Annotated in this window: 20 protein-coding genes; 3 read left to right on the top strand and 17 right to left on the bottom strand. The window is 59.6% G+C overall.

The genetic code is table 11. The features are described from left to right. Positions 1-5: 5 nt before the first annotated feature. The 17 genes from ACOI8A_RS16200 to ACOI8A_RS16280 form a co-directional block, all read right to left on the bottom strand. Entirely contained in the window at positions 6-890 is an 885-nt protein-coding gene (locus tag ACOI8A_RS16200; protein WP_420646969.1) for a glycosyltransferase, read from the bottom strand. Then, positions 887-2,041, bottom strand: coding sequence for a glycosyltransferase family 4 protein (locus tag ACOI8A_RS16205; RefSeq protein ID WP_420646968.1), 1,155 nt, complete (start codon positions 2,039-2,041; stop codon positions 887-889). Before ACOI8A_RS16205 ends, ACOI8A_RS16200 begins: the two co-directional genes overlap by 4 nt. Beyond that, complete coding sequence (locus ACOI8A_RS16210; RefSeq protein WP_420651283.1) at positions 2,038-2,928, bottom strand: DUF6625 family protein; 891 nt, start codon at positions 2,926-2,928, stop codon at positions 2,038-2,040. Before ACOI8A_RS16210 ends, ACOI8A_RS16205 begins: the two co-directional genes overlap by 4 nt. 52 nt (positions 2,929-2,980) lie before the next feature. After that, positions 2,981-4,411, bottom strand: coding sequence for a PIG-L deacetylase family protein (locus tag ACOI8A_RS16215; protein WP_420646966.1), 1,431 nt, complete (start codon positions 4,409-4,411; stop codon positions 2,981-2,983). Positions 4,412-4,419: 8 nt separating this feature from the next. Next, a complete protein-coding gene (locus tag ACOI8A_RS16220) occupies positions 4,420-5,316 on the bottom strand; it encodes an antimicrobial resistance protein Mig-14 (protein WP_420646965.1) in 897 nt (298 codons plus the stop codon). Next, entirely contained in the window at positions 5,316-6,446 is a 1,131-nt protein-coding gene (locus ACOI8A_RS16225) for a glycosyltransferase (RefSeq protein ID WP_420646964.1), read from the bottom strand. Before ACOI8A_RS16225 ends, ACOI8A_RS16220 begins: the two co-directional genes overlap by 1 nt. Next, positions 6,430-8,187 (bottom strand): carbamoyltransferase, encoded by a 1,758-nt coding sequence (locus ACOI8A_RS16230; protein WP_420646963.1) that lies wholly within the window; start codon positions 8,185-8,187, stop codon positions 6,430-6,432. The genes ACOI8A_RS16225 and ACOI8A_RS16230 overlap by 17 nt, the downstream gene beginning before the upstream one ends. A 172-nt stretch (positions 8,188-8,359) precedes the next feature. Then, positions 8,360-8,695, bottom strand: a complete 336-nt coding sequence (locus tag ACOI8A_RS16235; protein WP_420646962.1) for a YceK/YidQ family lipoprotein — start codon at positions 8,693-8,695, stop codon at positions 8,360-8,362. A gap of 158 nt (positions 8,696-8,853) precedes the next feature. Continuing rightward, entirely contained in the window at positions 8,854-10,305 is a 1,452-nt protein-coding gene (locus ACOI8A_RS16240; RefSeq protein ID WP_420646961.1) for a lipopolysaccharide kinase InaA family protein, read from the bottom strand. After that, the gene (locus ACOI8A_RS16245) at positions 10,305-11,057 is read right to left on the bottom strand and encodes a lipopolysaccharide kinase InaA family protein (RefSeq protein WP_420646960.1); all 753 of its coding nucleotides are present in this window, start codon (positions 11,055-11,057) and stop codon (positions 10,305-10,307) included. The genes ACOI8A_RS16240 and ACOI8A_RS16245 overlap by 1 nt, the downstream gene beginning before the upstream one ends. Then, positions 11,054-11,788 (bottom strand): lipopolysaccharide kinase InaA family protein, encoded by a 735-nt coding sequence (locus ACOI8A_RS16250; protein WP_420646959.1) that lies wholly within the window; start codon positions 11,786-11,788, stop codon positions 11,054-11,056. The genes ACOI8A_RS16245 and ACOI8A_RS16250 overlap by 4 nt, the downstream gene beginning before the upstream one ends. Continuing rightward, entirely contained in the window at positions 11,788-12,594 is an 807-nt protein-coding gene (rfaP, locus tag ACOI8A_RS16255) for a lipopolysaccharide core heptose(I) kinase RfaP (protein WP_420646958.1), read from the bottom strand. The genes ACOI8A_RS16250 and rfaP overlap by 1 nt, the downstream gene beginning before the upstream one ends. Continuing rightward, positions 12,595-13,716, bottom strand: a complete 1,122-nt coding sequence (locus ACOI8A_RS16260; protein ID WP_420646957.1) for a glycosyltransferase family 4 protein — start codon at positions 13,714-13,716, stop codon at positions 12,595-12,597. Beyond that, on the bottom strand, positions 13,716-14,777 hold the full coding sequence (gene waaC / locus ACOI8A_RS16265; protein WP_420646956.1) for a lipopolysaccharide heptosyltransferase I: 1,062 nt from the start codon (positions 14,775-14,777) through the stop codon (positions 13,716-13,718). Before waaC ends, ACOI8A_RS16260 begins: the two co-directional genes overlap by 1 nt. 1 nt (position 14,778) lies before the next feature. After that, positions 14,779-15,813 (bottom strand): lipopolysaccharide heptosyltransferase II, encoded by a 1,035-nt coding sequence (gene waaF / locus ACOI8A_RS16270; protein WP_420646955.1) that lies wholly within the window; start codon positions 15,811-15,813, stop codon positions 14,779-14,781. Positions 15,814-15,863: 50 nt separating this feature from the next. Beyond that, positions 15,864-18,803, bottom strand: coding sequence for a bifunctional [glutamate--ammonia ligase]-adenylyl-L-tyrosine phosphorylase/[glutamate--ammonia-ligase] adenylyltransferase (glnE, locus tag ACOI8A_RS16275; RefSeq protein ID WP_420646954.1), 2,940 nt, complete (start codon positions 18,801-18,803; stop codon positions 15,864-15,866). Continuing rightward, positions 18,800-18,925 (bottom strand): hypothetical protein, encoded by a 126-nt coding sequence (locus ACOI8A_RS16280; protein ID WP_420646953.1) that lies wholly within the window; start codon positions 18,923-18,925, stop codon positions 18,800-18,802. The genes glnE and ACOI8A_RS16280 overlap by 4 nt, the downstream gene beginning before the upstream one ends. A 262-nt stretch (positions 18,926-19,187) precedes the next feature. Here ACOI8A_RS16280 and aceE point away from each other — a divergent pair, with 262 nt between their 5' ends. The 3 genes from aceE (at position 19,188) to ACOI8A_RS16295 (ending at position 25,461) form a co-directional block, all read left to right on the top strand. After that, entirely contained in the window at positions 19,188-21,833 is a 2,646-nt protein-coding gene (aceE, locus tag ACOI8A_RS16285) for a pyruvate dehydrogenase (acetyl-transferring), homodimeric type (RefSeq protein ID WP_420646952.1), read from the top strand. An 11-nt stretch (positions 21,834-21,844) separates the two neighbouring features. Next, the gene (gene aceF / locus ACOI8A_RS16290; RefSeq protein WP_420646951.1) at positions 21,845-23,806 is read left to right on the top strand and encodes a dihydrolipoyllysine-residue acetyltransferase; all 1,962 of its coding nucleotides are present in this window, start codon (positions 21,845-21,847) and stop codon (positions 23,804-23,806) included. 281 nt (positions 23,807-24,087) lie between these two features. Beyond that, positions 24,088-25,461 carry an alkaline phosphatase D family protein gene (locus tag ACOI8A_RS16295; protein ID WP_420646950.1) on the top strand — a complete coding sequence of 458 codons (1,374 nt, stop codon included), beginning with the start codon at positions 24,088-24,090 and terminating at the stop codon, positions 25,459-25,461. Positions 25,462-25,475: the final 14 nt, after the last annotated feature.

Below are 25,475 nucleotides of genomic sequence, written 5' to 3' on the forward strand. Positions count from 1 at the left end.
TAGCCTCAGTCCTTTTCCAGTGGTGAAAAGTACAGGCGCCCCAATCCACGCCAGGTCTTCTTGTTCCACGCGCGAAACGGAATCTGCGCCAGCAGCTCACGCGCCATTGCGCGGTCGCGGTTGGCGAGTTTGAGGAACATCGAACTGAGAAACTTGTAGCGCACTTCGTCGTACAGCGGATGATCGCTGAACAACGCGTAGGTGCGCAGAATGTTGTCAGTCATGAAACGGTGATTCTTGTAGGAGTTGGAGGCGTGCTTGCGATAGCGCGCCATCACCACGCTCAAGCCATCAATGAAATACCCGGCGCGAGTGACCTTCAATTCGATCAGCAAGTCCTCCAGGCGAATCGTCGGATCAAAACCGCCGACCTTTTCCAGCGCTTCACGACGGATCATCAGCGTCGGCGCCGGCGGATAGGGTTTGCGCTCGAGAAACATGTCGTCGAAATCGATGCGGCGGAACGGCACGTCACGGCGCTGACGCTTCTCCGGATACAAGTTGCCTTCGGCGTCAATCAGCTCGATGTTACCGGCACAAATGCCCACCTCAGGCTTGCCGTCCATATGCGCGACCTGGATGGCGATACGGTCGGGGTACATGATGTCGTCCGAACCGAAGGGTACGATCAGGCTGCCTTTGGCACGTGCGATTGCACCGTTGAGCGTGTTGGTCAGGCCCTGATTCTCTTGCACTCGAAAATCGAATCCGTGCAGCGCCTGCAAAGCCGTGATGCGCTCGACGCTGTCGTCCTGCGAACCATCGTCGACCACCAGCAACTCGATGTTTTTGTAGCTCTGGTTGATGACGCTGAGGATGCTTTCTTCGATGTAGGGGCCGTGGTTGTACGACGCAATAATGACCGTGACGATGGGTTGTGTGTCGCTCATGGGCGTTCCTTGCGAGCTTGATCGAGGCCGGAGTCAATCAGGTCCAGGTACTCCTGACGGAACACTTCTATGTCGTGCTGTTCCTGCAGATAGCGGTAGGCTTGAGCGCCCTTGGCCTTGAGCTCTTCATCCGAGAGCGCCAGATATGTGTCCAGCGCTGCGACCAGGCTCGATACGTCTTTGGGCGTAATCGCCAGACCGCCAGCGCCTTCGATCAACGGCACCATTGCCGGCACATTCGAAGCGATCACCGGCAAGTGCCCGCTCATGCCTTCAAGCAATGCCAACCCCAGGCCTTCAGCCAGCGACGGCATGGTCCAGATATCGAATGCGCGCACGTATTGCAGGGCGTTTTCCTTGAAGCCCAGCAAGTGCGCACGTCCCACCAGACCAAGCTGCTCGATCTCGGCCGCCAGCGGCGCCTGCAGGCGCCCGGCACCGATTATCGCCAACTGCGTGTCGGGGTATTTGTCTTTAAGTGCGGCGAAAGCCTGCAACAGATAGGTATGACCTTTGACCGACACCAATCGCCCCAGCGCGCCGATCAGACGCACATTCGGATCGATGCCGAGCAACTCGCGAGCGCGCTCACGGCTGTGCTGCAAACCTTCGGCCTGCTCGATATCAATGGCGTTGGTGATGGCCCAGGTGTTGGCGTCGGTGAAACCGCACTTGCAGTCCAGCAGGTACTGCTTGACCGCCGGCGAGACGCCGACGAAACGCCAGTGCCGATCAATCAGACGCTGGGTCTGACGGCGCCGGTAGAAGCGGTCGTATTCGCCAAAGCCGTGGGAGATGCCGATGCACAGCGGCACTTTCAGCCAGCGATTGAGCGTGAGCATCATGTTCACCGGTTTGAAGCGGTTGCAGATAATTACGTCGAATTTTTCCTGACGACAGAACTTGTACAGCGCCCACATCGCGCGCAAGCGCAGGCCCTTGAGCGACTTGTCGGAAAACTCGAAATACACCGAACGGTCGGCCCGGCTGACAGCCTCGCCTGGCCCTGGTTTGCCGCGCAGAAACGCTGCGGTTACCTCAAAGCGATCAGCCGGCAGGGCTTTGACAATCTGCTCCGCGAGGTCGGCGAAATCATGGGCTTTGACGTTGTAGTCTGGCTGCAGCTGCAGAACCTTTGACCGTTGACTCATAAATCTCCCCGGTGAAAACCCGTTGCATCAATGATCCAGGCGGGATCGGCAGCAATGCGCCTGATCTCGGCCGGATCGGGTTGAGGTAACCGTGACCATTCGTTGCGCTTCCAGCAGACGAAATGGAAATACGGAAACCGGCGATCGCCATCGCGATCGCGATCGTTGCTCAAATTGCCATTGCGCCAAAACCAGCGGCGCGGAAAATCATCGGTGCCATCGTGCCACTTGATGCAGCCCCCGGGTGTACTGAATGCCTCAGTGAACTCGCTGCGGCGACGCCACGGATTGAACTTGCCCACCAGAGTGAACAGCGGCTCGGGAAAATTCTTGCGCCAGAGAAAAATTCGACTGAATGCTCCTTCATCCAGCGCATGGTGCTCTTGATCGGTAAACCGCAGTCGCCAATTCTTTATCTTCATGAACAGCTCACGCTTGCGCGCCGTATTGCGCATCAGGCACAGATGCCCGGCAACCCGTCGTTCATGGGTCGAAAACAGGTCATATCCGGCCAGTCGATCGGGCGTGAAGTAACTTCGCAGGTCACCGTATACGAGGTCAATATCGCCGAATGCCCAAAAGTCATAGCCTTGCAGTCGATCGGCATGGATGTGGCCAAGCGCAGGCTTGATGTCGCACAGCTTGTAAGCCGCCCGAGGGGCGAAATCGATCCCCAGCCGTTTTGACACCAACCCGCAGTAATCGTCGAACGTCATGGCCTCGACCGTGACGTTGGGCGGCAGATTCGGCGGTGTACCGCAGTCACTGAACAGCAGCCAATCAATGTCGGCATTGTGCCGGCAACTTTCAAGGAAGAACGGCATCCAGAATGGCCACTGGCCAAAATACGGAATCAGAAACAGAATCCGAGGGTATGGATTGATCACAGTAAATCACCGGCGCTATCAAACACACGTCAATGCTAAGCCGCGAATGGCTTCAATTCTGCTTCACAGGTGTTTCACCATGCTTCAAAAGCCAGAACAACTCATGGCGTCTGACGGCTTTTCTGAAGAATTCGTTCTCGCCGTACACCGACGGTGCCCTGCAAGCTAGAAAACGCTGGAATAACCGGCGCAAGCGGCGCTTGAAAGGTGCCGGCGGTTGCAGGTCATGCATCATGCCCAGCGCCATGGCTTTATCGCGTTGCTGCTCGATTGATAACGGCAAACACAACGGCTGCATCGCTACCGATGCGTCAAACGCCGGTGGCAGTGCGATGCCTTGGCCGGAATCACCTATCGGCCAGCGGTCGTTGTCGTGCAAATGATTGGCGTAACCCAGCAGCGTTGGCTGCCAGTCGAGACCGCTGAGGGCTTCGAGCACAGCTTGTTGGGCACAGATATGGTCCGGGTGCGGATCGAGCGTCGGATGAGGCAGCACGATCACACTCGGGCGCGCCCGGATCAGCACTTCGCGCAAGTCGGCCAGCAGATTGTTCCAGGTCGGTGCGCCGTCGGCATCGCCGGGCAAGGTGAACGGATTGAGTTGGCGAAACAGCCGAGTGTCGTTCAAATCCGCTTCGCGCGAACCAACAGGCTGGCTTGGTGCAGCTTGCATCGCCGCCAGTTGCAGGCAGAAATAGCCAAGCTGTACGCAGTTCTCCGGCGGCACACCGGCCCAGCGCGGCACCGCAAGGCTGTCCCAGGCACGCAGCCGGCCCTTGAGCCGTGCCGCCTCGACCTGGTTCAGGCCGAGCTTTTGGTAGTGCTCGGCTTCGATCTCGCCGGCCGTCAGGGTGACGATCCAGGCGTCATCGGCCTGGCTGTACAAACCGTAAGCGGCGAGCTCGGCATCGTCGGCGTGGGGGGCGATGACCATGACTCGCTGACGGCGGTAGTCCGGCTGTTCCAGCGCCCACAGGACGGGTTCGCCAGAGACTCGGCAATAGCGCCCGCGCAGGCGCAGCTGACCTTGCGACAAGGCCTGCGCCTGACCGCTGAGGTTCAGATAACGCAAACCGTTAACGCCTCGCTCGAAGGTCTGCACGTCGGAATTGGTTCCGCCGATCAACTCGACGCGCGGATCGAGAAAACGTCCGAGCCAAGAGCTTTTCACCCGTACGGAGAGAATCAGCGTGGCATCGTCGACCAGCATCACGCCCTCGTCCAGGCGCAATTGCTCACCGCTCAAATGCACTTTCGGCTGCGGGGTATAGGGAGGAAAGCTGTATTGGTAATCGTCTTTAGGCGAATAGAACAAATGGTCGGCAAACCAGGCTTCATGGGCGATCCAGCCGACGACTGCCAGCACCAGCGGCAACCACCAGACGACCACAACGCCGAAGGCAATCAACCCGACCAGCGCAATCAACAGACCGATACGCTTGTTGCGACGGTGACGCTTGAGCAGTTGCTGTTTGCGGCTCATGGGCTGACTCATACGGTGAACACCGGCACAGGATTGCACCAGCGATCCTTGTATTCACGGTCGGCGCGACCAAAGGAAAAACGCAGCGGCTTGTTCAGCGCGCGGGCATGTTCCCAGGCGCTTTGCGTGTTGAGGAAACTCAGTACGCTGCCGGGGCTGAACTCACGGGTTTCGGGATCGACGCCGCCATTGATGTACTCGACGCTGATCCACTCGGGGGCTTCGACGCGATACACCAATTGGATCGCAATCGGCGCATCGTTGAGGAAAATCACCGAACCGATCAACAGTTCGCGCAACAGCTCGATGACTTCAGCCATGCGCGCCGCGCCAGTGGCAGGAAAGCCCCAACGACGCTGAAACAGATCGCAGTAGATCGCTGCCAGTTCACTGCTGGAAAACTCGCTGACCGGTCGCACCACACCGCCGGCCTCTTCCAGCAGACGCAATTCGCGGCGCTGGTTGTAGCGAAACTTCTTCGACAGTTCTTCGGGAGTTCGGGCCATCGCCAGTTGTTCGGTCTGCGGTTTGAGACCGCTGAAACGAGTTTCGTTGAGTTGCGACAGGTAGCGCCCGCGATGACGCAGCGGTGCCTGAGCGTCAGCGGCGGCAGGCAGGATCAGCTCGGCGTTACCGAGATCAAACAGGCCCTTTTTGCCATTGCGCTTGAGCACATCCTTGGACAGTGCCAGATCGCGGCCCCAGGTCGGGATCGCGGCTTGCATTTCGCCCTGCTGCTCCCAGGCCAGATAACGCACCGGAATGCCGGCCAGATCCGCCAGACGCTCAACCACCATAGGATGGGTCGCGACGCTGCCGCCAAAACGCTGCCAGGCCTGCGCATAAGTTGAGGCGTCGACGAGCGACCAGCCACGTTCACGCCAGCCTTGAAATCGGTTGAGCATCAGCCCCTCGGTGCCAGATCGGTAACTTGTGGCAAATGCCAGAAGATTTCGCGCACCGCGCGGTCGGAAAAGCGCTCACGCAGGCGGTCGAGCATCATTTCGGCACACTGCCGACGTTGATGATCGTCCATCGCGGCCAGATGTTGTAGCCCCTGAGCCAAGCGTTCGGCATCGCCGACCGGGAACAGAATGCCCACGCCTTCGGCCACTTCCCTGGCCCCGGAGCACGCCGTGGCGAGCAACGGCACACCGGCGGCCATGGCCTCCAGCAGCACCATGCCGAACGGTTCGTGATCGGAGCTCAGAGCGAATACATCGAAGGCGCGGAAGTAGATGCGCGCTTCCGGTACCTGACCGAGAAACAGCACCCGGTCACCGATACCCAACTCGCGAGCCAGCTCTTTGAGGTCCTGCTCCAGACGTCCGATGCCGAGGATCACCAGTTGGCTATTGGCTGGCAAACCGGGCAATGCCGCGGCGAAACCGTGCAGCAACGTGGTCTGATCCTTGTCCGGATGCAGGCGACCGACGTTGCCGACAATCCATGCATCGGATGCCAGACCGAGAGTTTCGCGGGCTTCGCGAACTGACACCTGACGGGTCTGCAGCGCTAGCACATCGATGCGGTTGTACAGGGTCTGAATACGTTCCGCCGGCCACTTCGGCAAGCAGCGACGCATGTTGTCGCGCACCGAATCGGACACGCCAAGCAGACTTAGACGCTTGCGAAAGAACTGCGCAAACAGTCGGCGCGTGCCGCGTTTGTAATCGTCAAACGCGTGATGCACGCCAATCACCGGCAGCGAGGTGCCGAGCAAGGCGATGTAGGTCGGCTTGAAGCGATGGGCGATGCAGAAACTGAAATTGCGTGAAGCGGCGATCTTGCGCAGATCGCCAATGGCGCCCAGCTTCAGGCCACGAATGGCCTTGGAGCTGTATTCCATGAATAACACTTCATCGGAAGCGCAGGCCGCGGCCACCTCGCTATCAGCCGCCCCGGTCAGGAAGACCGTGGTGACCCGATAGCCGGTGCCGACAAACAGGCTGGCATACTGCCGCGCGCAGTCCAGGAACGGCCCGTCATAGCCGTGGCAGAACTGCAACACATGGCGTTCAGCCGAGCGTGTCATAAGCGTTTGCGCCCTCTTTGACCACCAGGATGTCTTCCATGATCAGATACTGTAGATCGGAACCGAAGAACATGTTCAGCGCATCGGTCGGTGAGCAGATCATCGGCTCGCCACGGCGGTTGAGCGAGGTGTTCAGCGACACGCCGTTACCGGTCAGCACTTCGAGCGCTTTCATCATGTCGTAGTAGCGCGGATTGTATTCGCGCTTGAGCACCTGAGCCCGGGACGTACCGTCTTCGTGGACGACTTCCGGCACGCGGGTCTTCCACTCTTCAGCCACTTCGAAAGTGAAGGTCATGAACGGCGCCGGGTGATCGATCTTGATCATCTGCGGAGCGACGGTGTCGAGCATCGACGGGCAGAAAGGCCTCCAGCGCTCACGGAACTTGATCTGGTGGTTGATGCGGTCAGCCACACCGATTGCGCTCGGGCAACCAATGATCGAGCGACCGCCCAAGGCACGCGGACCAAACTCCATGCGGCCCTGGAACCAGGCTACCGGGTTACCGTCGACCATGATCTTGGCGATGTTTTCCGGCATGTTGTCGAGCTTGCGCCAGGCCGGCTTGCTCGCATGACGGGCGCAGGCAGCGATCACGTCTTCGTTGCTGTACGACGGGCCGAGGTAGACGTGTTCCATCTTCTCGACCGGTACTCCGCGAGCGTGCGACACGTAAGCTGCCGCGCCAACCGCAGTGCCGGCATCGCCGGACGCCGGTTGCACGAACAGTTCTTTTACGTCGTCACGCGCGATGATTTTCTGGTTGAGCTTGACGTTCAACGCACAGCCGCCAGCGTAGGCCAGCTTGCCGGTTTCCTTGAGCACGTCGCCCAGGTAGTGGTCGATCATCTGCAGCGAAATTTTTTCGAACAGCGCTTGAATGCTCGCCGCGTAGTGGATGTACGGCTCGTCGGCGATGTCGCCTTCGCGCTTCGGTCCCAGCCACTCGATCAGCTTCGGCGAGAAGTAATAGCCTTTGCCCTTCTCTTTGTAACGACGCAGGCCGATGACGTTGGCGTAGTCGGTGTTGATCACCAGCTCGCCGTTTTCGAACGAGGCCAGACGCGAAAAGTCGTATTTGCTGGCGTCGCCGTACGGCGCCATGCCCATGACCTTGAACTCGCCATCGAGCATATCGAAACCGAGGAACTCGGTGATTGCGCCGTAGAGGCCGCCGAGGGAGTCCGGATCAAAGAATTCCTTGATCTTGTGGATCTTGCCATTCTCGCCGTAACCGAAGAAGGTCGTGGCGTATTCGCCCTTGCCGTCGATACCGAGAATCGCGGTTTTCTCTTTGAAACCCGAGCAGTGATAGGCGCTGGAAGCGTGAGCCAAGTGGTGTTCAACTGGCTCGATCTTGATTTTTTTCGGATCGAAGCCCAGTTGCTCAAGGCAGAAGACGATCTTGTTGCGATAGCGCTTGTAGCGACGGTTGCCCATCAGGATCGCATCGAGGGCGCGATCCGGGGCGTACCAGTAACGCTTGGCGTACTGCCAGCGCGCCTTGCCAAACAGGCTGATCGGGGCGAAAGGAATCGCCACCACGTCAACGTCGGAAGGCTTGATGCCGGCTTGTTCCAGGCAGAACTTTGCCGATTCGTAGGGCATGCGGTTCTTTGCATGTTTATCGCGTACGAAGCGCTCTTCCTCAGCCGCCGCGACCAGCTTGCCGTCGATGTACAAGGCTGCGGAAGGATCATGGCTAAGGGCGCCGGACAGGCCAAGAATCGTCAATGCCACAGGGGTCTAGCCTCTTTAGTCTGCATTCAGGCGCAAGGCGCCTCGAAAATTAATGTGCCCTCGCACCGGGCGAGTGACAGCTAAAGGGCGGGATTATAGCGTAAACGTGGCTGGAATAATCCTGTGCGAATTGACCCAGGCTCTTCAACCCGGTGAACCCCGTCCTGGCGGGCTATCTGCGACCCACGCGCCAGTAAATGCTGATGCTCCCATCCACCGTCTGGCGATAGATCGTGTACGGCAGGCACGCCGTGTCGAGTACCCCGGACAGGGTCAGGTCAAGCAGGACGACGGGCACCAGAATGCCCGTGGGATCGGGAGGCGCATGCAACAGACAGAAGCCGTGGGCCAGACCGCTGTAAACGCGTGGAATGGATTGGCAGTAGGTTTTTTGTTTTCTCAGACTTCGCGTAGCGCCTTCATCATCCTGCAACACCGTGACGGCGGTGCCGCAGCCGGATAAAGCCCAGGAAAAAGCGCCGATGGTTACAGCCGTTTTTATGCTCAAGATTTGCCCTCCACAAACGTTGGGGCAAATTAGCATCGGGCCTGAAGGAGGGGCAGTTCATGGGTTCTGTAGAGGCTGTAGGACAAGTCACAAGGATTTGTCGCCACATGCCCCATCAGAATTTTTTGCGGAATGGCCCTACAGGCATGCGAGATAAATCACGCAGCGCCCGACACATCCTTGGGCAAACGCTGATCAATCAGTTGATACAACGCGCTGCTCTCCGGCCAGTTACGCATGAACCGCGCGCGATCCTTCGCATAGGCCGGGGCAAAGCTGCCCACGGAGCCGTGCTGGCACATCGAATCCAGATCGATAAGCGCCCAGCGATCCTCGTGCCAGAACAGGTTGTGGCCCTTGAAATCGCCATGGCTGATGCGCTCGGCAATCAGCCGCGCGAACAAGTTATCCAGCGCGAGTAATTCATTTTCCGGCGCATCGCCGTTTTCCACGTACGGCGCAAACCGCTCGATGATGTCCGGCCCCGGCAGATATTCCGTCACCAGGTAAGCCTTGCAGCGCAGCCAGAAAAACCGCGTCTCCAGCACCGCCAGCGGTTTCGGCGTGGCGATCCCGAGGAAGGCCAGGCGATTGCCTTCACGCCACGAATGCCAGGCGCGGCTCGGACGCCAGAAACGTTTGAGCCAATGGGCGAACCCCTTGATGTTGTAACGCTTGATCACCAGCGCGCGACCGGCCACTTCGACCTTTCCGACGCTCGCCGCGCCGCCGGTCTTGTACAGATGGCCCTGATCGAGCAAGGCATCGGCCTGCTCGAGCACCGGCAGCATCGCCGCTTCTTCCTCGCGGCGAATCGCGCGCAATCCGAACGCGCCGCGCTGGACACTGAACAGCGTGCATTCACGCCCGACCTTGATCAGATAGTCGCGCAAACGCCAGGCGCGGACTTTGTCGATCTGCTTCTGCAAGGCTTCCAGCGGCAATGCATGCTCGGCGTTGCTCAGCAGGTAATGCACGAGCAGTTCTTCGGTGAACGGTTCCAGCGCCTTGGGCAACTGGGCGAAAAACACCCCGAGGTTTTCCAGCACTTTCTGACGCGACAACGGTTGGCCCGCGCTTTCGGCGCAGATGCCGGCGCCGTCGATCAAGTACAACTGACCGCCGTGGCGCAGCAAGTTATCCAGATGCAGATCTTCCTGCCACAACCCTTTGCCGTGCAGTTGAGCAATAGCGCCAAGGGCTTCGGCCAATACGGCTGTTTGCTCATCTGCCAGCACCGGCAATGCTTCGACTTGCTGCCAGGCATCACCCAGACTTTCCGCGTTTTCGAGGAATTCGAACAGCAGCCAGCCGCCCTCACCGTCCTTCAAACCATCGGCCAATAGCAGCGGCGTGGTCAGGCCCTGCGCGGCCAGCAGTTTCACGCCTTGCAGTTCACGCTGAAAATGCCGCGCAGCTTTGCTGCCCACCAGCAATTTGGCCAGCACCGGACGCCCGCGCCACACGCCGGCACCGACGTAACGCTGGCCCGGCAATACTCGCAGCAGGCTGAGCAACTGCAAATCCGCCGTGCCCGCCGCATCCGCCAACGAGACAGTCAATGGCAGACTCGGCGTGCGCCCGGCATTTTTCAGGTCGGACAGCTGCATCAGCGCGCCCTCTTGTAGCTGCGCCGCGCGGTCAGCCGCGTGATCCAGCTGTCGACCAGCGAACTGTCGGTCGATTGCTCAAGATATACCGCGAGCAATTCGCGCTGTTGCGCCTCGCTCCACTGCGGTGCACGCCGCAGTAGCGGTTCAAGATCCTTGACCCGGTCACGCTGACCGAACAGCAATGGCCGGGTTTTCTCCAGATCGATCAGCTGCGCTCGATAGCCCGCGCCATCGACCTGCAAGAAAATGTGCTTGGGATAAAAACAGCCATGCACCTGACGCACACCGTGCAGATACCGCGCCAGTTGACCGCAGGCCGTGAGAATCGCCGATTGCTGCGCAGCGCTCAGACTCGACCAGCGCTGCAACAGCGAATCAAGATCGTCCCAGCCATCGAGGGCACGGGTCAGCAGGATCGCGCGGACTTCGCCTTCGACTTTGCGCTGACCGAAGAACACCGCTTGCAACGCTGGAATCCCGAGCTTTTTGTAGCGACTGATGTTGCGAAATTCCCGGGCAAAGGTCGGCTCGCCGAACGGCGCATGCAAGGTGCGGGTCAGATAATTGCTCTGGCGCTTGAGGTAATAGGCGTGACCTTCAACCTCGAGGCGAAACACGCTGCTCCAGCCTCCGCCGGCGGTGTTCGGCTCATCCACCGCTTCGAGCTGTTTGGCCCAGAGTGCGTCGAAGGAACCGAGGCCGTGGCGCTCAAGCAGCGCCCGGTCTTCAGCGGCGAGAAAATCAGTCATTCGCGTCCCTCGAAAAATCTCACAACGTGACGAATGCGTTTCTTGTCGGCGGCATTCAGTCGGTCACGCTGGCGATATTGCAGGTAAAAGCGCAGGCGCTGGGTACTCGACAGGTGATATTTGGCCACCTTGTCGAGGCAGGCCAGATCCTTGGTGATCCGGTACTTGAGCCAGAACCCGCGCCAGAAATCGCCGTTCGGGCAGTCGATCAGAAACAGCTGTGCCTGATCGTCGATCAGCAAATTGCGCCATTTCAGATCGTTGTGGGTGAAGCGATGGTCATGCATCACGCGGGTATACGCGGCCAACTGGCGGCTGACACCATCGACCCAGGCCCGATCCTTGAGTTTTGGATCATTGCGATCAGCCAGCGCCGACAGGTCTTCGGTACGCGGCAATTCGCGGGTGATCATCGCCCCACGGTCATACGCCATGCCGTTGCGTTCCAGGCCCCAAGCCACAACCTCGGCTGTGGGAATGCCCCATTTGGCGAAACGCTTGAGGTTCTGCCACTCCATCTTCACCCGAGGTTTGCCCAGATAACGGCGCAAGCCTTTGCCGGCACCGACGTAGCGCTTGACGTAATAATTGACGCCATTGCGCTGCACGCGAATCACCTCGGACAGCGGATCCCAGGTCAGGCGCTCGCCCTGCAACGCGAACACCGCTTCAAGGCTGCCAAAATCTTCTGCGAGGTCGCTGTACTCAGGCTCTAAAGTCCAACCGGCCATCAGAGCGCATCCCCGTAACGCTGTTTGCGCGCATAAAGCTTGTTGGCCTTGCCTTCGAGCCAGCTCAGCAGCGCTGCTTCTTCCGCCAGAATCTGGCGCAGCGGTTGCTGGAAATAGCCTTTTAGGAAACGCAGTTTGTCGCGGTGAGTCAGGCCAATGTCCAGCGCGGAAAAGTACAGCGCGGCCAGATCCTTGTTGCGCCAGCGCTGTGTGATCTTCGTGCGGGTCTGGGCACGGTGCAGGTCGATCACCGAAAGCTTGAAGTCTTCAGCCGTCACCGGTTTGTCGGTGTGCAGCAGGAAATGGCAGATGTAGCAGTCGCGGTGGTTGACCCCGGCGCGGTGCATCATGCCGGTCATGCGTGCGACTTCGGCGATCAGTGCGCGCTTGAGTTTCGGCTGCGGCGGCTGCTTGATCCAGTCGATGCTGAAGTCTTCGAGGCTGACGGTCGGCGCCAGCTCTTCGGTGACGATGAACGAATGCTGATCCGCCGGGTTGCTGCCCTTCTCGCCGTATGCGACGGCGGTCATGGTCGGCACGCCGACTTCCTGCAAACGCTGGATCGCCTTCCACTCCTGGCCCGCGCCGAGCACCGGCAGCTTGGCGGTCAGCAGATTTTTGAAGATTTCGCCCCAGCCGATACCCCTGTGGATCTTGACGAAAAATCCGTTGCCGTCGACTTCCGTGCGCAAAGTCCGCCGAGCTTCCAGCTCGCGGTATACCTCGCCCTGCAAGCCCTCGACTTCCGCGAACGGATCGCGGCCAGCCCAAAGGCTTTTGAACGGTTCAGCCAGCATCAACTTCATTTAAGCGTGCTCCGCCAGAATCACATCGGCCGCGTGCTGCGGCATGCTGTAGAGGTCGGCCCTTTCGGCAAAGGCCAGACCGTTGCGGCTCCAGGCCGCCCGTGCAGCGTCGTCGTGCAGCATTTCAGTCAGAAATTGCGTCAACTGCGCCTGATCGAACGGTTCGTCCAGCACTCGCCCGGCGTCGGCCTCGGCGATGTAATGGGCGTAACCGCAGACCGCGCTGACCAGCACCGGCAACCCGGCGACCAGCGCTTCGAGCAGCACCGTACCGGTGTTTTCGTTGTACGCCGGGTGGATCAACAGATCGGCGCCGAGCAGGAAACGCGGGATATCGCTGCGCCCTTTGAGGAACGTCACGTTATCGCCGAGCCCCAGCGTGGCACTCTGCATCTGGAACAATTTGGGGTCATCCTGGCCGATTACAAACAGCCGGGTGCGTTTCTTCAATTCGGCTGGCAGCGCGGCCAGTGCTTTGAGGCTGCGATCAACGCCTTTGGTCTTGAACCCGGAGCCGATCTGCACCAACAGCAATTCGTCGTCTTTCAGATTGAATTCGGCGCGGAACCCGGCACGAATCTCGTCGGCATCCGCTGGACGGCGACGATCCTGAGCGATGCCCGGCGGCAGCAAATGGAAGCGTTCCAGCGGCGTGTCGTAATGCTTGATGAACAGCGGCTGCTGCACTTCGGAAATCATCAGCACTTCGGTCTTCGCGTCTTTGGCGAACACCGCGCGCTCGTACTCGGCGAAATGCCGGTAGCGGCCCCAGCGACGGTACAGCGAGTTGCGCAGGTTCTGCGCCTTGTCTTCGAAGCAGCCGTCGGCGGCGTAATACACGTCCAACCCCGGCATCTTGTTGAAGCCGATCAGACGATCCACCGGACGCTTGGCCAGATCAGCCTCCATCCACGCGCTGAGTTTTTCGTTACGGCGGTGATTGAAGAACGCCTTGACCGGCGCCACCAGCACTTCGAAACCGGGCGGCACGTCGCCTTCCCAGATCAGCGTGTAGACGCGAATCTTGTGGCCGCGCTTTTGGCATTCGAGGGCGATGCGCATGAAATCGCGCTGCAGACCACCGAACGGGAAATATTTGTACAGGACAAAAGCCAATTGCATCAGCGCAGCTCCTCAGCCATTAACAACGTGCTCAGACGGCTGGCGACACGCTCGGGATTCAGACGCGTGAAGCACAGAGGCCACTCGCGTTTCAGGTCAAACTGACGGGCATCCTGCGCGGTCGGTTGATACGTACATTTCTTTTGCAGGCACGGCGCGCACGGGAAGTCACTGCCGAGATGAATCTGCAGCTTGCCATAGGCGCCGGTCAGGCCCGGATTGGTCGGGCCGAACAGGGAAATCGTCGGCACATCCAGCGCAGCGGCCAAGTGGCCCAGACCGGTGTCCACCGCCACGCAAGCCTGCGCGCCGGCCAAGACTTTGCCGACCCCGGCCAGATTGAGTTTCGGCAGCACTTCGGCGTGTTTGAAACCGGCAGCGATGCGCTCGGCGCGGGCCTTCTCCAGCGGATTGCCCCACGGCAACTTGATGCCGACGCCGAGGTAGCCGACGCGTTCGGTCAGCTCGCGCCAGTAGGCTTCCGGCCAGTGTTTGGTGTCCCACGTGGTGCCGTGCAGGAACACCACGTAGGCGCTCTTGCGTGGCAACTCGACCAGAGGTTCGACGTTGAGGCCGTAGTCGCCCAAGCCTTTCGGCAAGTCATAGCCTAAAGCGATGGCGAACAACTGACGCACACGTTCAACCGCGTGCTGACCACGCGCCACTGCCAGTTTGCGGTCGTAGAACCGCGCAGCGATTGGTTCGCGCGCCGAGCCTTTATCCAGACCGGCCACCGGGGCTTTGACGTAGCGCGTCAGCCAGGCGCTTTTCAGCAGGCCCTGGGCGTCGATTACCAAGTCATATTTCTGCGCGCGTACCGCTTGCTTGAAGCGCTTCCACTCGCCGCTGGTGATGGTTTTCCAGATGTTCTTGCGCCAGCGGCGGATCGCCACCGGAATCACTTTGCCCACGGCCGGGTGCCAGGTCGGAATCTCGGCGAAGCCTTCTTCCACCACCCAGTCGAACTTGATTCCGGGAATGGCCCGGGCGGCGTCGGTCAGCGCCGGCAACGCGTGAATCACGTCGCCCAGCGATGAAGTCTTGATCAGCAATATGCGCAAACTATTGAACCTCGACCACAGAGCCCTGCAAACGCTGCAAGGCTTCGTTGACCGCGTCCGGCATCAGCTGGCGCAGGCAGTTGTAATGGCCGAAACGGCAAGTGCGCTCGAAGCACGGGCTGCAATCGAGGCCCAGGCGCACGATCTCGACATGCTCGGCCAGCGGCGGGGTGAAGCCCGGCGAAGTCGAACCGTAGACCGCCACCAATGGACGATTCAGCGCAGCGGCAACGTGCATCAGCCCGGAGTCGTTGGAGACTACCGCGTCGGCGCAGGACAGCAGATCAATCGCCTCGGCCAGCGAAGTGTCGCCGCTGAGGTTGACCGATTCTTCACGCAAGCCAGGAATCAGCCGCGCGCGGATTTCTTCACCAACCGAGTGATCGTTCTTCGAACCGAACAGCCACACCTGCCAGCCTTCGCGAATGCGTGCTTCGGCAACCTTGGCGTAATGCTCGGACGGCCAGCGCTTGGAAATACCAAACTCGGCGCCGGGACACAGGGCCAATACCGGGCGATCAAGGCTGAGGCCAAACTTGGCCAGCGCGGCCTCGCGGCTGACCGGATCGATTTGCAGGCTTGGACGCGGATAGGGTTTCGGCAGCTCGGCTTTCGGTTCATAAGCCAGCGCCATGAAGCGCTCGATCATCAGCGGATAGCGCTCTTTATCGAGCGTGCGCACGTCATTCAGCAAGCCGTAACGGAATTCGCCGCGCCAGCCGGTGCGTTTGGGGATACCGGCGAAGAACGGCACCAGCGCCGATTTCAGCGAGTTCGGCAACAGAATCGCCTGGTCATACTGGCCGCGCAGGGACTTGCCGATGCGTCGACGCGTCGCCAGTTCCAGCGCGCCGTGGCCGAGCGGGAAGCTCAAGGCCTTGCGCACTTCAGGCATGCGCTCGAGGATCGGCCGGCTCCACTCGGGGGCCAGTACGTCGATCTCGCACTGCGGGTGGCGTTGCTTGAGACACTGAAACAGTGTCTGCGCCATCACCATGTCACCGACCCAACTGGGCCCAACGATCAGAATATTCATGTGGTTTCCAAAAACGAACCGGGGAGGCCAATGCCTCCCCGCCGCGAAAATCAGCTTAGCCCCAGCTCACGCCAGATTCGCATTACCTGGCGCCGTTCGTCCGCGAACTGGTCGCCCGGTATTACCCCGGGATCCTTCTGCAAGGCCTGTCGGTGCGCGGCGGAGCGGTAGGCTTTGTAGGCCTCGCGCAACAGACTGGCATCTTCGGCAGGCATCAGCCCTTCGTGTTCCAGCTCTTCCAGAATGCGGATATTGTCGCTCCAGCGCAGTAACGCCGGGTGGGTCTGCGACCACGCCAGGGCCGCGTATTGCACCATAAATTCAATATCGACGATACCTCCGGCGTCCTGCTTGAGATCGAACGGCGCCGTGGCCTCGAAGGCGTTCGCCGCCGTACCGGCAGCGGTGCTCTTGCTACCGAGGTTGCCGCGCATCTTCGCGCGCATCTCGCTGACCTCCTGTTGCAGCTTGGCCAGATCGCGCGCCTTGCCCAACACTTGCGCGCGAACCTTCTCGAACGCCTGGCCAACATCCTGACTGCCGACCAGCACCCGCGCCCGCACCAGCGCCTGATGTTCCCAGGTCCAGGCTTCGTTTTCCTGATAGCGCGCAAACGCGCCGAGCGAACTCACCAGCAACCCGGATGCCCCGGACGGGCGCAGACGCATATCAACTTCATACAGCTGACCGGAGTTGGTCTGTGCCGTCAGCAAGTGAATGATCCGCTGGCCGAGACGAGTGAAGAACTGCGCGCCATCGATGGGTTTGGCCCCGTCGGTTTCCGCTTGCGGATCGCCGTCGTGGATGAACACCAGATCCAGATCCGAACCATGCCCCAATTCCAGACCACCGACTTTGCCGTAACCGACAATGATGAAGCCCGGATCGCACAAGGTGCCGTCGGTGCGCAGCGGCGTGCCGTACTTGGCCACGGTCTGACGCCAGGCCAGGGCCAGCACTTGCTCGAGGATCGCTTCGGCGAGCCAGGTCAGGTAATCGCTGACTTTCATCAACGGCAGGCTGCCGGCGATTTCCGAAGCGGCGACGCGCAAACGGTGCGCCAGTTTGAAATGGCGTAGCGCCTCCATCTGTTGTTCGAGATCGTCTTCCGGGATACGCGTCAGGCGTTCGCGCAACTCGGCGGCCAGTTCCGGCGCCAATGGCGGTTTGAACAAACGCCCTTCGTTGAGCAATTCATCGAGCAGCAGCGGGAAACGAGTGATCTGTTCGGCAATCCACGGACTGGCCGCGCACAGCGTGAGCAATCGACGCAATGCGCCGGGGTTTTCGGTGAGCAACACCAAATAAGCTGAACGTCGGGCCACCGCTTCCACCAACGGCAGCACGCGCTCCAGCACCAGATCCGGATTGTCGTGCTCCACGGCTTGAGCCAGCAGACGTGGAATAAAAGCATCAAGCCGCTCCCGGCCCAGACGCTGCATCGCGCGCAATTGCGGACTGCCACGCAAACTCGCCAGCGCTTTCAACGCCTTGCTCGCATCAACGAAACCGCCCTCCTCCAGTTGTCGGCAAGCGGCTTCTTCGTCCTGCGCTTCTTCCCACAGCGGCAGCCATTCGCCGCCGACCACCACTTCGCTTTCGGTGCCCTCTTCTTCGTCGGGATCAGCGATCACCTGAGCGAAATGCCAAGCCACGCGGCCGCGCCAGAACATCAGTTTTTCGTGGAACGCATCCCAGCTGTCGAAGCCGAGCATGAAAGCGATACGCGCCTGATCCTGCGCGCCGTCCGGCAGCATTTGCGTCTGCCGGTCGGCAATCGCCTGGATCGCGTGTTCGGTGTAACGCAGAAACTCGTAACCTTCGCGCAACTCGCTGACCACCGCCGGCGGCAGATAACCCTGCCCCTCCAGCGTGCTCAATACCTTTAATAGAGGCCGCTGTTGCAGACTCAGATCGCGTCCGCCGTGGATCAACTGGAACGCTTGGGCGATGAATTCAACTTCACGAATGCCGCCAGAACCCAGCTTGATGTTGTCGGCCATGCCTTTGCGCCGCACTTCCTGCTGGATCAATTGCTTCATGGTGCGCAGTGCTTCGATAGCCGAGAAGTCCAGATAGCGCCGATAAACGAACGGTCGCAGCATCTCTTGCAACTGCGCACCGGCGACTTGATCACCGGCCACCACCCGCGACTTGATCATCGCGTAGCGTTCCCAGTCGCGCCCTTGATCCTGGTAATACTGCTCCAGCGCGTTGAAGCTCAACACCAGCGCACCGGAAGACCCGTACGGCCGCAGGCGCATGTCGACGCGGAATACAAAGCCGTCGACGGTGATCGGATCGAGGGCCTTGATCAGACGCTGGCCGAGACGGATGAAAAACTCCTGATTATCCAGCGCACGTTTGACGCCGACAGTTTCGCCGCCCTCGGGGTAGGCGAAGATCAGGTCGATATCCGAAGACAGATTCAGCTCGACCGCGCCGAGCTTGCCCATGCCGAGGATGACCATTTGCTGTGGCTCGCCGCTGCGGCGGCCGGTCGGCGTGCCGAATTGCTGGCAATGGCGGCTGTACAGCCATTGATAGGCTTGATCGATGCTGGCGTCGGCCATGTCCGAGAGATCACGACAGGTCTGCACCAGATCGGCCTGACGGGTCAGGTCGCGCCAGATGATCCGCACCTGATGCCGGGCGCGTTGACGACGCAGAACGCGGCCGAGTTCGTCTTCGGTCTGCGCGGCACTCACCGCCGCTGCGATCTGCGCGCACAGTTCACCGGGCGCGAACGGCCGGTCGAGTTCGCCGGACTGCACCAGCGCGAGCAACATCAAAGGGTCACGAACACTCTGTTCAATCACGAAATCGCTCGCAGCGGTGACACGCTCGAATTGCGCCCAGCGCTCAGGCGTCCACAATGCGAAGCCATGATCGTCGTCCAGCGCGGCAACCGCCGTGTGGAACGACTGCGCAGATCGGCTGACCAATGGCAGGAGAATGGCGGGCAGTTCGGCAAGCACGGGCAGGGTCATGGTCTATCCTTGATCGGCGTGTAAATGGCCGCTTGTAGTGAATGATGAAAACCCGCTACGCGATGGACTGTCGAACAAAAGTTAGAAATAGCTGATTTTTCTTCTTCTTTGGCAGCGAGCATCAAACTTTCACCTTTTTCGGATGGCAAACGACCAACCTTAACGATTATTCTCACAACGCAGCTGGAGGCCATAAGCCTTTCATCTGTAGTTTTACTACTCGTCTATACATGCGAAAGGCTGAAATGCCGGAAGATTTGTAGTAAAACTACACGCCGCCGGAACAACCTGTCGGCAATCCAAGAATTTTAAATCGTCTGCCCACAAGGCCAGTCGCAAACTCAGGCAACCGATTCTGGAAGCCTTTCCGCCCTGGAGCAAGCCATGCAAGACCTCGATCCCGTCGAAACCCAGGAATGGCTGGACGCCCTGGAATCGGTTCTCGATAAAGAAGGCGAAGACCGCGCTCATTATCTGATGACCCGTATGGGTGAGCTAGCAACCCGCAGCGGTTCGCAACTCCCGTACGCCATCACCACGCCTTATCGCAACACGATCCCCGTTACCCACGAAGCACGCATGCCTGGCGACCTGTTCATGGAACGCCGCATTCGCTCGTTGGTGCGCTGGAACGCGATGGCCATGGTAATGCGCACGAACCTGAAAGATTCTGACCTGGGCGGTCACATCTCCAGCTTCGCTTCCAGTGCGACCCTGTATGACATCGGCTTCAACTACTTCTTCCAGGCCCCGACCGAAGAACACGGCGGCGACCTGATCTACTTCCAGGGCCACACCTCGCCAGGCGTTTACGCCCGTGCATTCATGGAAGGCCGCATCACCGAAGACCAGATGAACAACTTCCGTCAGGAAGTCGATGGCAACGGTCTGTCGTCCTACCCGCACCCATGGCTGATGCCTGATTTCTGGCAGTTCCCGACCGTTTCGATGGGTCTGGGCCCGATCCAGGCGATCTACCAGGCACGCTTCATGAAGTACCTCGAAGCCCGTGGTTTCATCCCTGAAGGCAAGCAGAAAGTCTGGTGCTTCCTCGGTGATGGCGAGTGCGACGAGCCGGAATCGCTGGGTGCAATCTCCCTGGCCGGCCGCGAGAAGCTCGACAACCTGATCTTCGTCATCAACTGCAACCTGCAGCGCCTCGACGGCCCGGTTCGCGGCAACGGCAAGATCATCCAGGAACTCGAAGGCGTGTTCCGTGGTGCTCAATGGAACGTGACCAAGGTCATCTGGGGCCGTTTCTGGGACCCTCTGCTGGCCAAAGACGTCGACGGCATCCTGCAACGTCGCATGGACGAAGTCATCGACGGCGAGTACCAGAACTACAAAGCCAAAGACGGCGCGTTCGTCCGTGAACATTTCTTCAACACGCCAGAACTCAAGGCGATGGTTGCTGATCTGTCCGACGACGAGATCTGGAAACTCAACCGTGGCGGCCACGATCCGTACAAGGTCTACGCGGCGTACCACGAAGCGGTCAACCACAAAGAACAACCGACTGTCATCCTGGCCAAGACCATCAAGGGTTATGGCACCGGTGCCGGCGAAGCGAAAAACACTGCGCACAACACCAAGAAAGTCGATGTCGACAGCCTGAAGTTGTTCCGTGATCGTTTCGACATCCCGGTCAAGGATGAGGAGCTGGAAAACCTGCCGTTCTTCAAGCCGGAAGTTGGCAGCGCAGAAGCTCGCTATCTGAGCGAGCGCCGCACGGCCCTCGGCGGTTTCGTGCCACAGCGCCGCGCCAAGAGCTTCAACATCCCGACGCCGCCACTGGATACCCTCAAGGCTATCCTCGACGGTTCGGGCGACCGTGAAATTTCCACCACCATGGCTTTCGTGCGGATCCTCGCGCAACTGGTCAAGGACAAGGAAATCGGCCAGCGCATCGTACCGATCATCCCGGACGAAGCCCGTACCTTCGGTATGGAAGGCATGTTCCGTCAGTTGGGCATCTACTCCTCCGTCGGCCAGCTCTACGAGCCAGTCGATAAAGACCAGGTGATGTTCTACAAGGAAGACAAGAAGGGCCAGATTCTCGAAGAAGGCATCAACGAAGCGGGCGCCATGAGCTCCTTCATCGCTGCCGGTACTTCGTACTCCAGCCACAACCAGCCGATGCTGCCGTTCTACATCTTCTACTCGATGTTCGGCTTCCAGCGTATCGGCGATCTGGCATGGGCCGCTGGCGACAGCCGTACCCGTGGCTTCCTGATCGGCGGCACCGCTGGCCGTACCACCCTGAACGGTGAAGGCCTGCAACACGAAGACGGTCACAGCCACATGCTGGCCGCGACCATCCCGAACTGCCGCACCTATGATCCGACCTACGGCTACGAGCTGGCGGTGATCATTCAGGACGGCATGAAGAAGATGACCGAAGAGCAACAGGACGTCTTCTACTACATCACCGTGATGAACGAGTCGTACCAGCAGCCTGCCATGCCGGCCGGTGCCGAAGAAGGCATCAAGAAAGGCATGTATCTGCTGGAAGAAGACACCCGCGAAGCTGCGCACCACGTGCAACTGATGGGCTCCGGCACCATCCTGCGTGAAGTGCGTGAAGCCGCGAAGATCCTGCGTGAAGAGTTCAACATCGGTGCCGACGTATGGAGCGTTACCAGCTTCAACGAACTGCGTCGCGACGGCCTCGCCGTTGAGCGCAGCAACCGTCTGCATCCGGGCCAGAAGCCGCAGCTGAGCTACGTCGAAGAGTGCCTGAACGGCCGTAAAGGTCCGGTCATCGCCTCCACCGACTACATGAAACTGTTCGCCGAGCAGATTCGTCAGTGGGTACCGTCCAAGGAATTCAAAGTCCTCGGCACCGACGGCTACGGCCGCAGCGACAGCCGCAAGAAACTGCGTCATTTCTTCGAAGTTGACCGTCATTTCGTGGTGTTGGCAGCCCTGGAAGCACTGGCTGACCGTGGTGATATCGAACCTAAGGTGGTGGCTGAAGCCATCGTCAAGTTCGGCATCGACCCGGAAAAACGCAACCCACTGGACTGCTGAGGAGAACCCCTGTGAGCGAACTCATTCGCGTACCTGACATCGGCAGCGGTGAAGGTGAAGTAATCGAATTGTTTGTGAAGGTCGGCGACCGTATCGAAGCCGACCAGAGCATCCTGACCCTGGAATCGGACAAGGCCAGCATGGAAGTGCCGGCCCCGAAGGCCGGTATCGTCAAGAGCCTGAAAGTGAAGCTGGGCGATCGCCTGAAAGAAGGCGACGAACTGCTTGAGCTGGAAGTCGAGGGCGCCGCTGAAGCGGCTCCTGCGGCAGCCGCTCCGGCTGCCAAGGCGGAAGCCGCTCCGGCTGCTGCACCTGCACCGGCCGCGCCTGCTGCTGCACCGGCTGCCGCTTCGGTACAGCAAGTGCACGTGCCGGACATCGGTTCGGCGGGCAAGGCACAGATCATCGAGATTCAGGTCAAGGTCGGCGACACCGTCGAAGCTGATCAATCGCTGATCACTCTTGAATCCGACAAGGCCAGCATGGAAATTCCATCGCCAGCCGCTGGCGTGATCAAGGCCATCAGCGTCAAGCTCAACGACGAAGTCGGCACTGGCGACCTGATTCTGGATCTGGAAGTGGCGGGTGCTGCGGTGCCTGCTGCGGCCGCTCCGGCTCAGGCTGCTGCTCCGGCCGCTGCTGCTGCTGCGCCGGCTCAAGCTGCCGCGCCTGCTGCACCGGTTGCCGACAGCGTGCAGGACATCCACGTTCCGGACATCGGTTCGGCCGGCAAAGCCAAGATAATCGAAGTTCTGGTCAAGGCTGGCGACAGCGTGACAGCCGATCAGTCGCTGATCACCCTGGAATCCGACAAGGCCAGCATGGAAATTCCATCGCCTGCCGCCGGCGTGGTGGAAAGCATTTCCGTCAAGCTGGATGACGAAGTCGGCACTGGCGACCTGATTCTGAAACTGAAAGTCAAAGGCGCCGCTCCGGCTGCTGCTCCGGCACCTGCCGCGGCTGCACCGAGCGCACCTGCGCCAGCCGCTGCTGCTCCTGCTGCCGCCGCACCTGCGGCTTCCGCTGCGGTTGCTGCTCCTGCCAAGCCAGGCGCCAAAGTTCACGCCGGCCCAGCCGTGCGTCAACTGGCGCGTGAGTTCGGTGTCGAGCTGAACGCTGTCGGCGCAAGCGGTCCACACGGTCGCATCTTGAAAGAAGACGTGCAGGCGTACGTCAAAGCCATGATGCAGAAGGCCAAGGAAGCACCGGCCGCTGCTGCTGGCGCAACCGGTGGCGCGGGCATCCCGCCGATTCCGGTCGTCGACTTCAGCCGTTTCGGCGAAATCGAAGAAGTGCCGATGACTCGTCTGATGCAGATCGGCGCGTCGAGTCTGCACCGCAGCTGGCTGAACATTCCGCACGTAACGCAGTTCGATTCGGCTGATATCACCGAGCTGGAAGCGTTCCGTATCGCGCAGAAAGCCGTTGCAGAGAAGGCTGGCGTCAAGCTGACCATCCTGCCACTGCTGCTCAAGTCCTGCGCGCATATGCTCAAGGAACTGCCGGACTTCAACAGCTCGCTGGCGCCAAGCGGCAAAGCGATCATCCGCAAGAAATACGTGAACATCGGCTTCGCCGTCGACACGCCGGATGGCCTGCTGGTACCGGTGATCAAGAACGTCGATCAGAAAAGCCTGCTGCAACTGGCTGCCGAAGCGGCTGCGTTGGCTGCCAAGGCCCGCGACAAGAAGCTCACCGCTGACGACATGCAAGGCGCCTGCTTCACCATTTCCAGCCTCGGCCACATTGGCGGCACCGGCTTCACGCCGATCGTCAACGCGCCGGAAGTGGCGATCCTCGGTGTTTCCAAGGCAACCATCCAGCCAGTCTGGGACGGCAAAGCCTTCCAGCCGAAACTGATGCTGCCGCTGTCGCTGTCCTACGATCACCGAGTGATCAACGGCGCCGCTGCCGCACGCTTCACCCAGCGTCTGAGCAGCCTGCTGGCGGACATCCGCACGATCCTGCTGTAAGCCGATCGGCCCTCCGGCAACGGAGGGCCAATCGCGTTCCACGTTTTCGAGCGCCACACGCTCGTACCTCAACCCCGTCAGTTTGGCGGGGCTTTTTTTGCCTGAAATAAACGTAGATCGAATTTTTCCCACAAGTTTTGCTGAATTCGGCCACAGCCCAAGTCCACTTCGCGTCGATATTTTTTATGCGCGCACAACTAACCTTGGCGCAACTAAGTTACCGCCGACAATAGTTGGGAAACTGTAACTTTTAACTTATATCAATTCGAATGGATTCGAACATGCTCAAGCCCACCGTCGGCCCGATTATTGGCCACACCACAACTAATCAATCGCGAATTTTTATACGCGGTGAGTTTCAATTAAATACCGCAGTGTTCGGTGGAATTCGTTACCGGGTATCCGGAGCGCAACAGTGGCTGAAAGCCCCGTTCGCAAAACTTGAGTTACTGCGCGACATGTCAGCCGTTATCCTGCTCGACAAATTAACCGCCGACACCGACTACGAATACCAGGCAGGCTGGTTTAGCCCGATGAGTCCGACCCACACTGTGGACAGCGTGATGGAGCTGCCGCTGCAATGGCCTCGCGAAGTTTATCGTCTGCGCACCCGCGCCGCTGCGATCACGCAACCGCGCGCTTATATCCTCGGCTCGTGTCGCTACCTGCGTCTGACGGCGGGAATCCCGTCACTGCCGCACTTGGGCGACCGTATTTTTTCATCCATCGGCCAGTTGATCGAAGGCGCGCAGCCACCAGTCAGCGCGATCATGATGACCGGCGACCAGATCTACGTAGACGATCTGAACCTGATTGCGCCGGATCGGGAATATAACGAAATTCTTAAGAAGTACCGCGCAGCGTTCTCCCAACCCAATGTTCAACGCTTGATGTCCGGCACGCCTACTTACATGATTCTCGATGATCATGAGATAGAAGATAACTGGCCGGTCAATGCCCACAAGTCCGACGCTTCGTTGTTCCGTAACGCAATGACGGCTTATGAGATATATCAAGCCAGTCACAGTCCGGCCTGCGCGGTTACTTCCAACGGACAAGTTGACCAGGTATTAAAAAACTATTGGTATCAGTTCAGCGATGGAGATATCGAATGGTTTGTCACTGACAGTCGCACCCGGCGCAACTTGGCGCAAGATGACCGCCGGATTCTCGACGAAGAACAGGAGCAAGCGCTGTGCCAATGGCTGATCGAAAGCCCGGCACGGGTCAAGTTTGTAGTCACCAGTGTGATGTTTTATCCGGATCGCAAACTCCACGGCGATGACGCGTGGAAGAGCTTTCCCGCGCAACGCTTGCGCCTGCTCGAAGTGATTCGCACCCATCGACTGAAGAACGTAGTGTTCATCTCCGGCGATGTGCATGGCTCACTGACCTCGCGCCTGACCCACAGCGCAGACCAGGACTTCGAAGTCCATACCATCGTTTCCTCGCCGCTGCACAACAGCAAGTTGCTGCCCTACGCCAAAGCCTCGACATTTATCCTCGATCAGCCTTTGGCGCTAACGGCCGACGGTGACTATCGGCATGAGCTGACCAGCGCAGTGGTGAGTCAGGACAATTTTGCCCACATGCTGGTCGATGCCGGGCAGATCCGCGTGAACTACCATGATCGCGATGGAAAACAGCTGCAATGAATCAAGATAGATCT

The organism is Pseudomonas sp. P4795, from assembly GCF_048822895.1.
Taxonomy (GTDB): Bacteria; Pseudomonadota; Gammaproteobacteria; order Pseudomonadales; family Pseudomonadaceae; genus Aquipseudomonas.

Excerpts from the sequence above, each read along its gene's own strand:
- ACOI8A_RS16240 (WP_420646961.1), bottom strand. The coding sequence starts at position 10,305 with ATGCAGCTGTCCGACCTGAAAAATGCCGGGCGCACGCCGAGTCTGCCA.
- ACOI8A_RS16220 (WP_420646965.1), bottom strand. The coding sequence starts at position 5,316 with ATGCTCAACCGATTTCAAGGCTGGCGTGAACGTGGCTGGTCGCTCGTC.
- ACOI8A_RS16245 (WP_420646960.1), bottom strand. The coding sequence starts at position 11,057 with ATGACTGATTTTCTCGCCGCTGAAGACCGGGCGCTGCTTGAGCGCCAC.
- ACOI8A_RS16260 (WP_420646957.1), bottom strand. The coding sequence starts at position 13,716 with ATGCAATTGGCTTTTGTCCTGTACAAATATTTCCCGTTCGGTGGTCTG.
- ACOI8A_RS16205 (WP_420646968.1), bottom strand. The coding sequence starts at position 2,041 with ATGAGTCAACGGTCAAAGGTTCTGCAGCTGCAGCCAGACTACAACGTC.
- ACOI8A_RS16200 (WP_420646969.1), bottom strand. The coding sequence starts at position 890 with ATGAGCGACACACAACCCATCGTCACGGTCATTATTGCGTCGTACAAC.
- ACOI8A_RS16225 (WP_420646964.1), bottom strand. The coding sequence starts at position 6,446 with ATGACACGCTCGGCTGAACGCCATGTGTTGCAGTTCTGCCACGGCTAT.
- ACOI8A_RS16295 (WP_420646950.1), top strand. The coding sequence starts at position 24,088 with ATGCTCAAGCCCACCGTCGGCCCGATTATTGGCCACACCACAACTAAT.
- ACOI8A_RS16215 (WP_420646966.1), bottom strand. The coding sequence starts at position 4,411 with ATGAGCCGCAAACAGCAACTGCTCAAGCGTCACCGTCGCAACAAGCGT.
- aceE (WP_420646952.1), top strand. The coding sequence starts at position 19,188 with ATGCAAGACCTCGATCCCGTCGAAACCCAGGAATGGCTGGACGCCCTG.
- glnE (WP_420646954.1), bottom strand. The coding sequence starts at position 18,803 with ATGACCCTGCCCGTGCTTGCCGAACTGCCCGCCATTCTCCTGCCATTG.
- waaF (WP_420646955.1), bottom strand. The coding sequence starts at position 15,813 with ATGAATATTCTGATCGTTGGGCCCAGTTGGGTCGGTGACATGGTGATG.
- rfaP (WP_420646958.1), bottom strand. The coding sequence starts at position 12,594 with ATGAAGTTGATGCTGGCTGAACCGTTCAAAAGCCTTTGGGCTGGCCGC.
- ACOI8A_RS16250 (WP_420646959.1), bottom strand. The coding sequence starts at position 11,788 with ATGGCCGGTTGGACTTTAGAGCCTGAGTACAGCGACCTCGCAGAAGAT.
- ACOI8A_RS16280 (WP_420646953.1), bottom strand. The coding sequence starts at position 18,925 with ATGCTCGCTGCCAAAGAAGAAGAAAAATCAGCTATTTCTAACTTTTGT.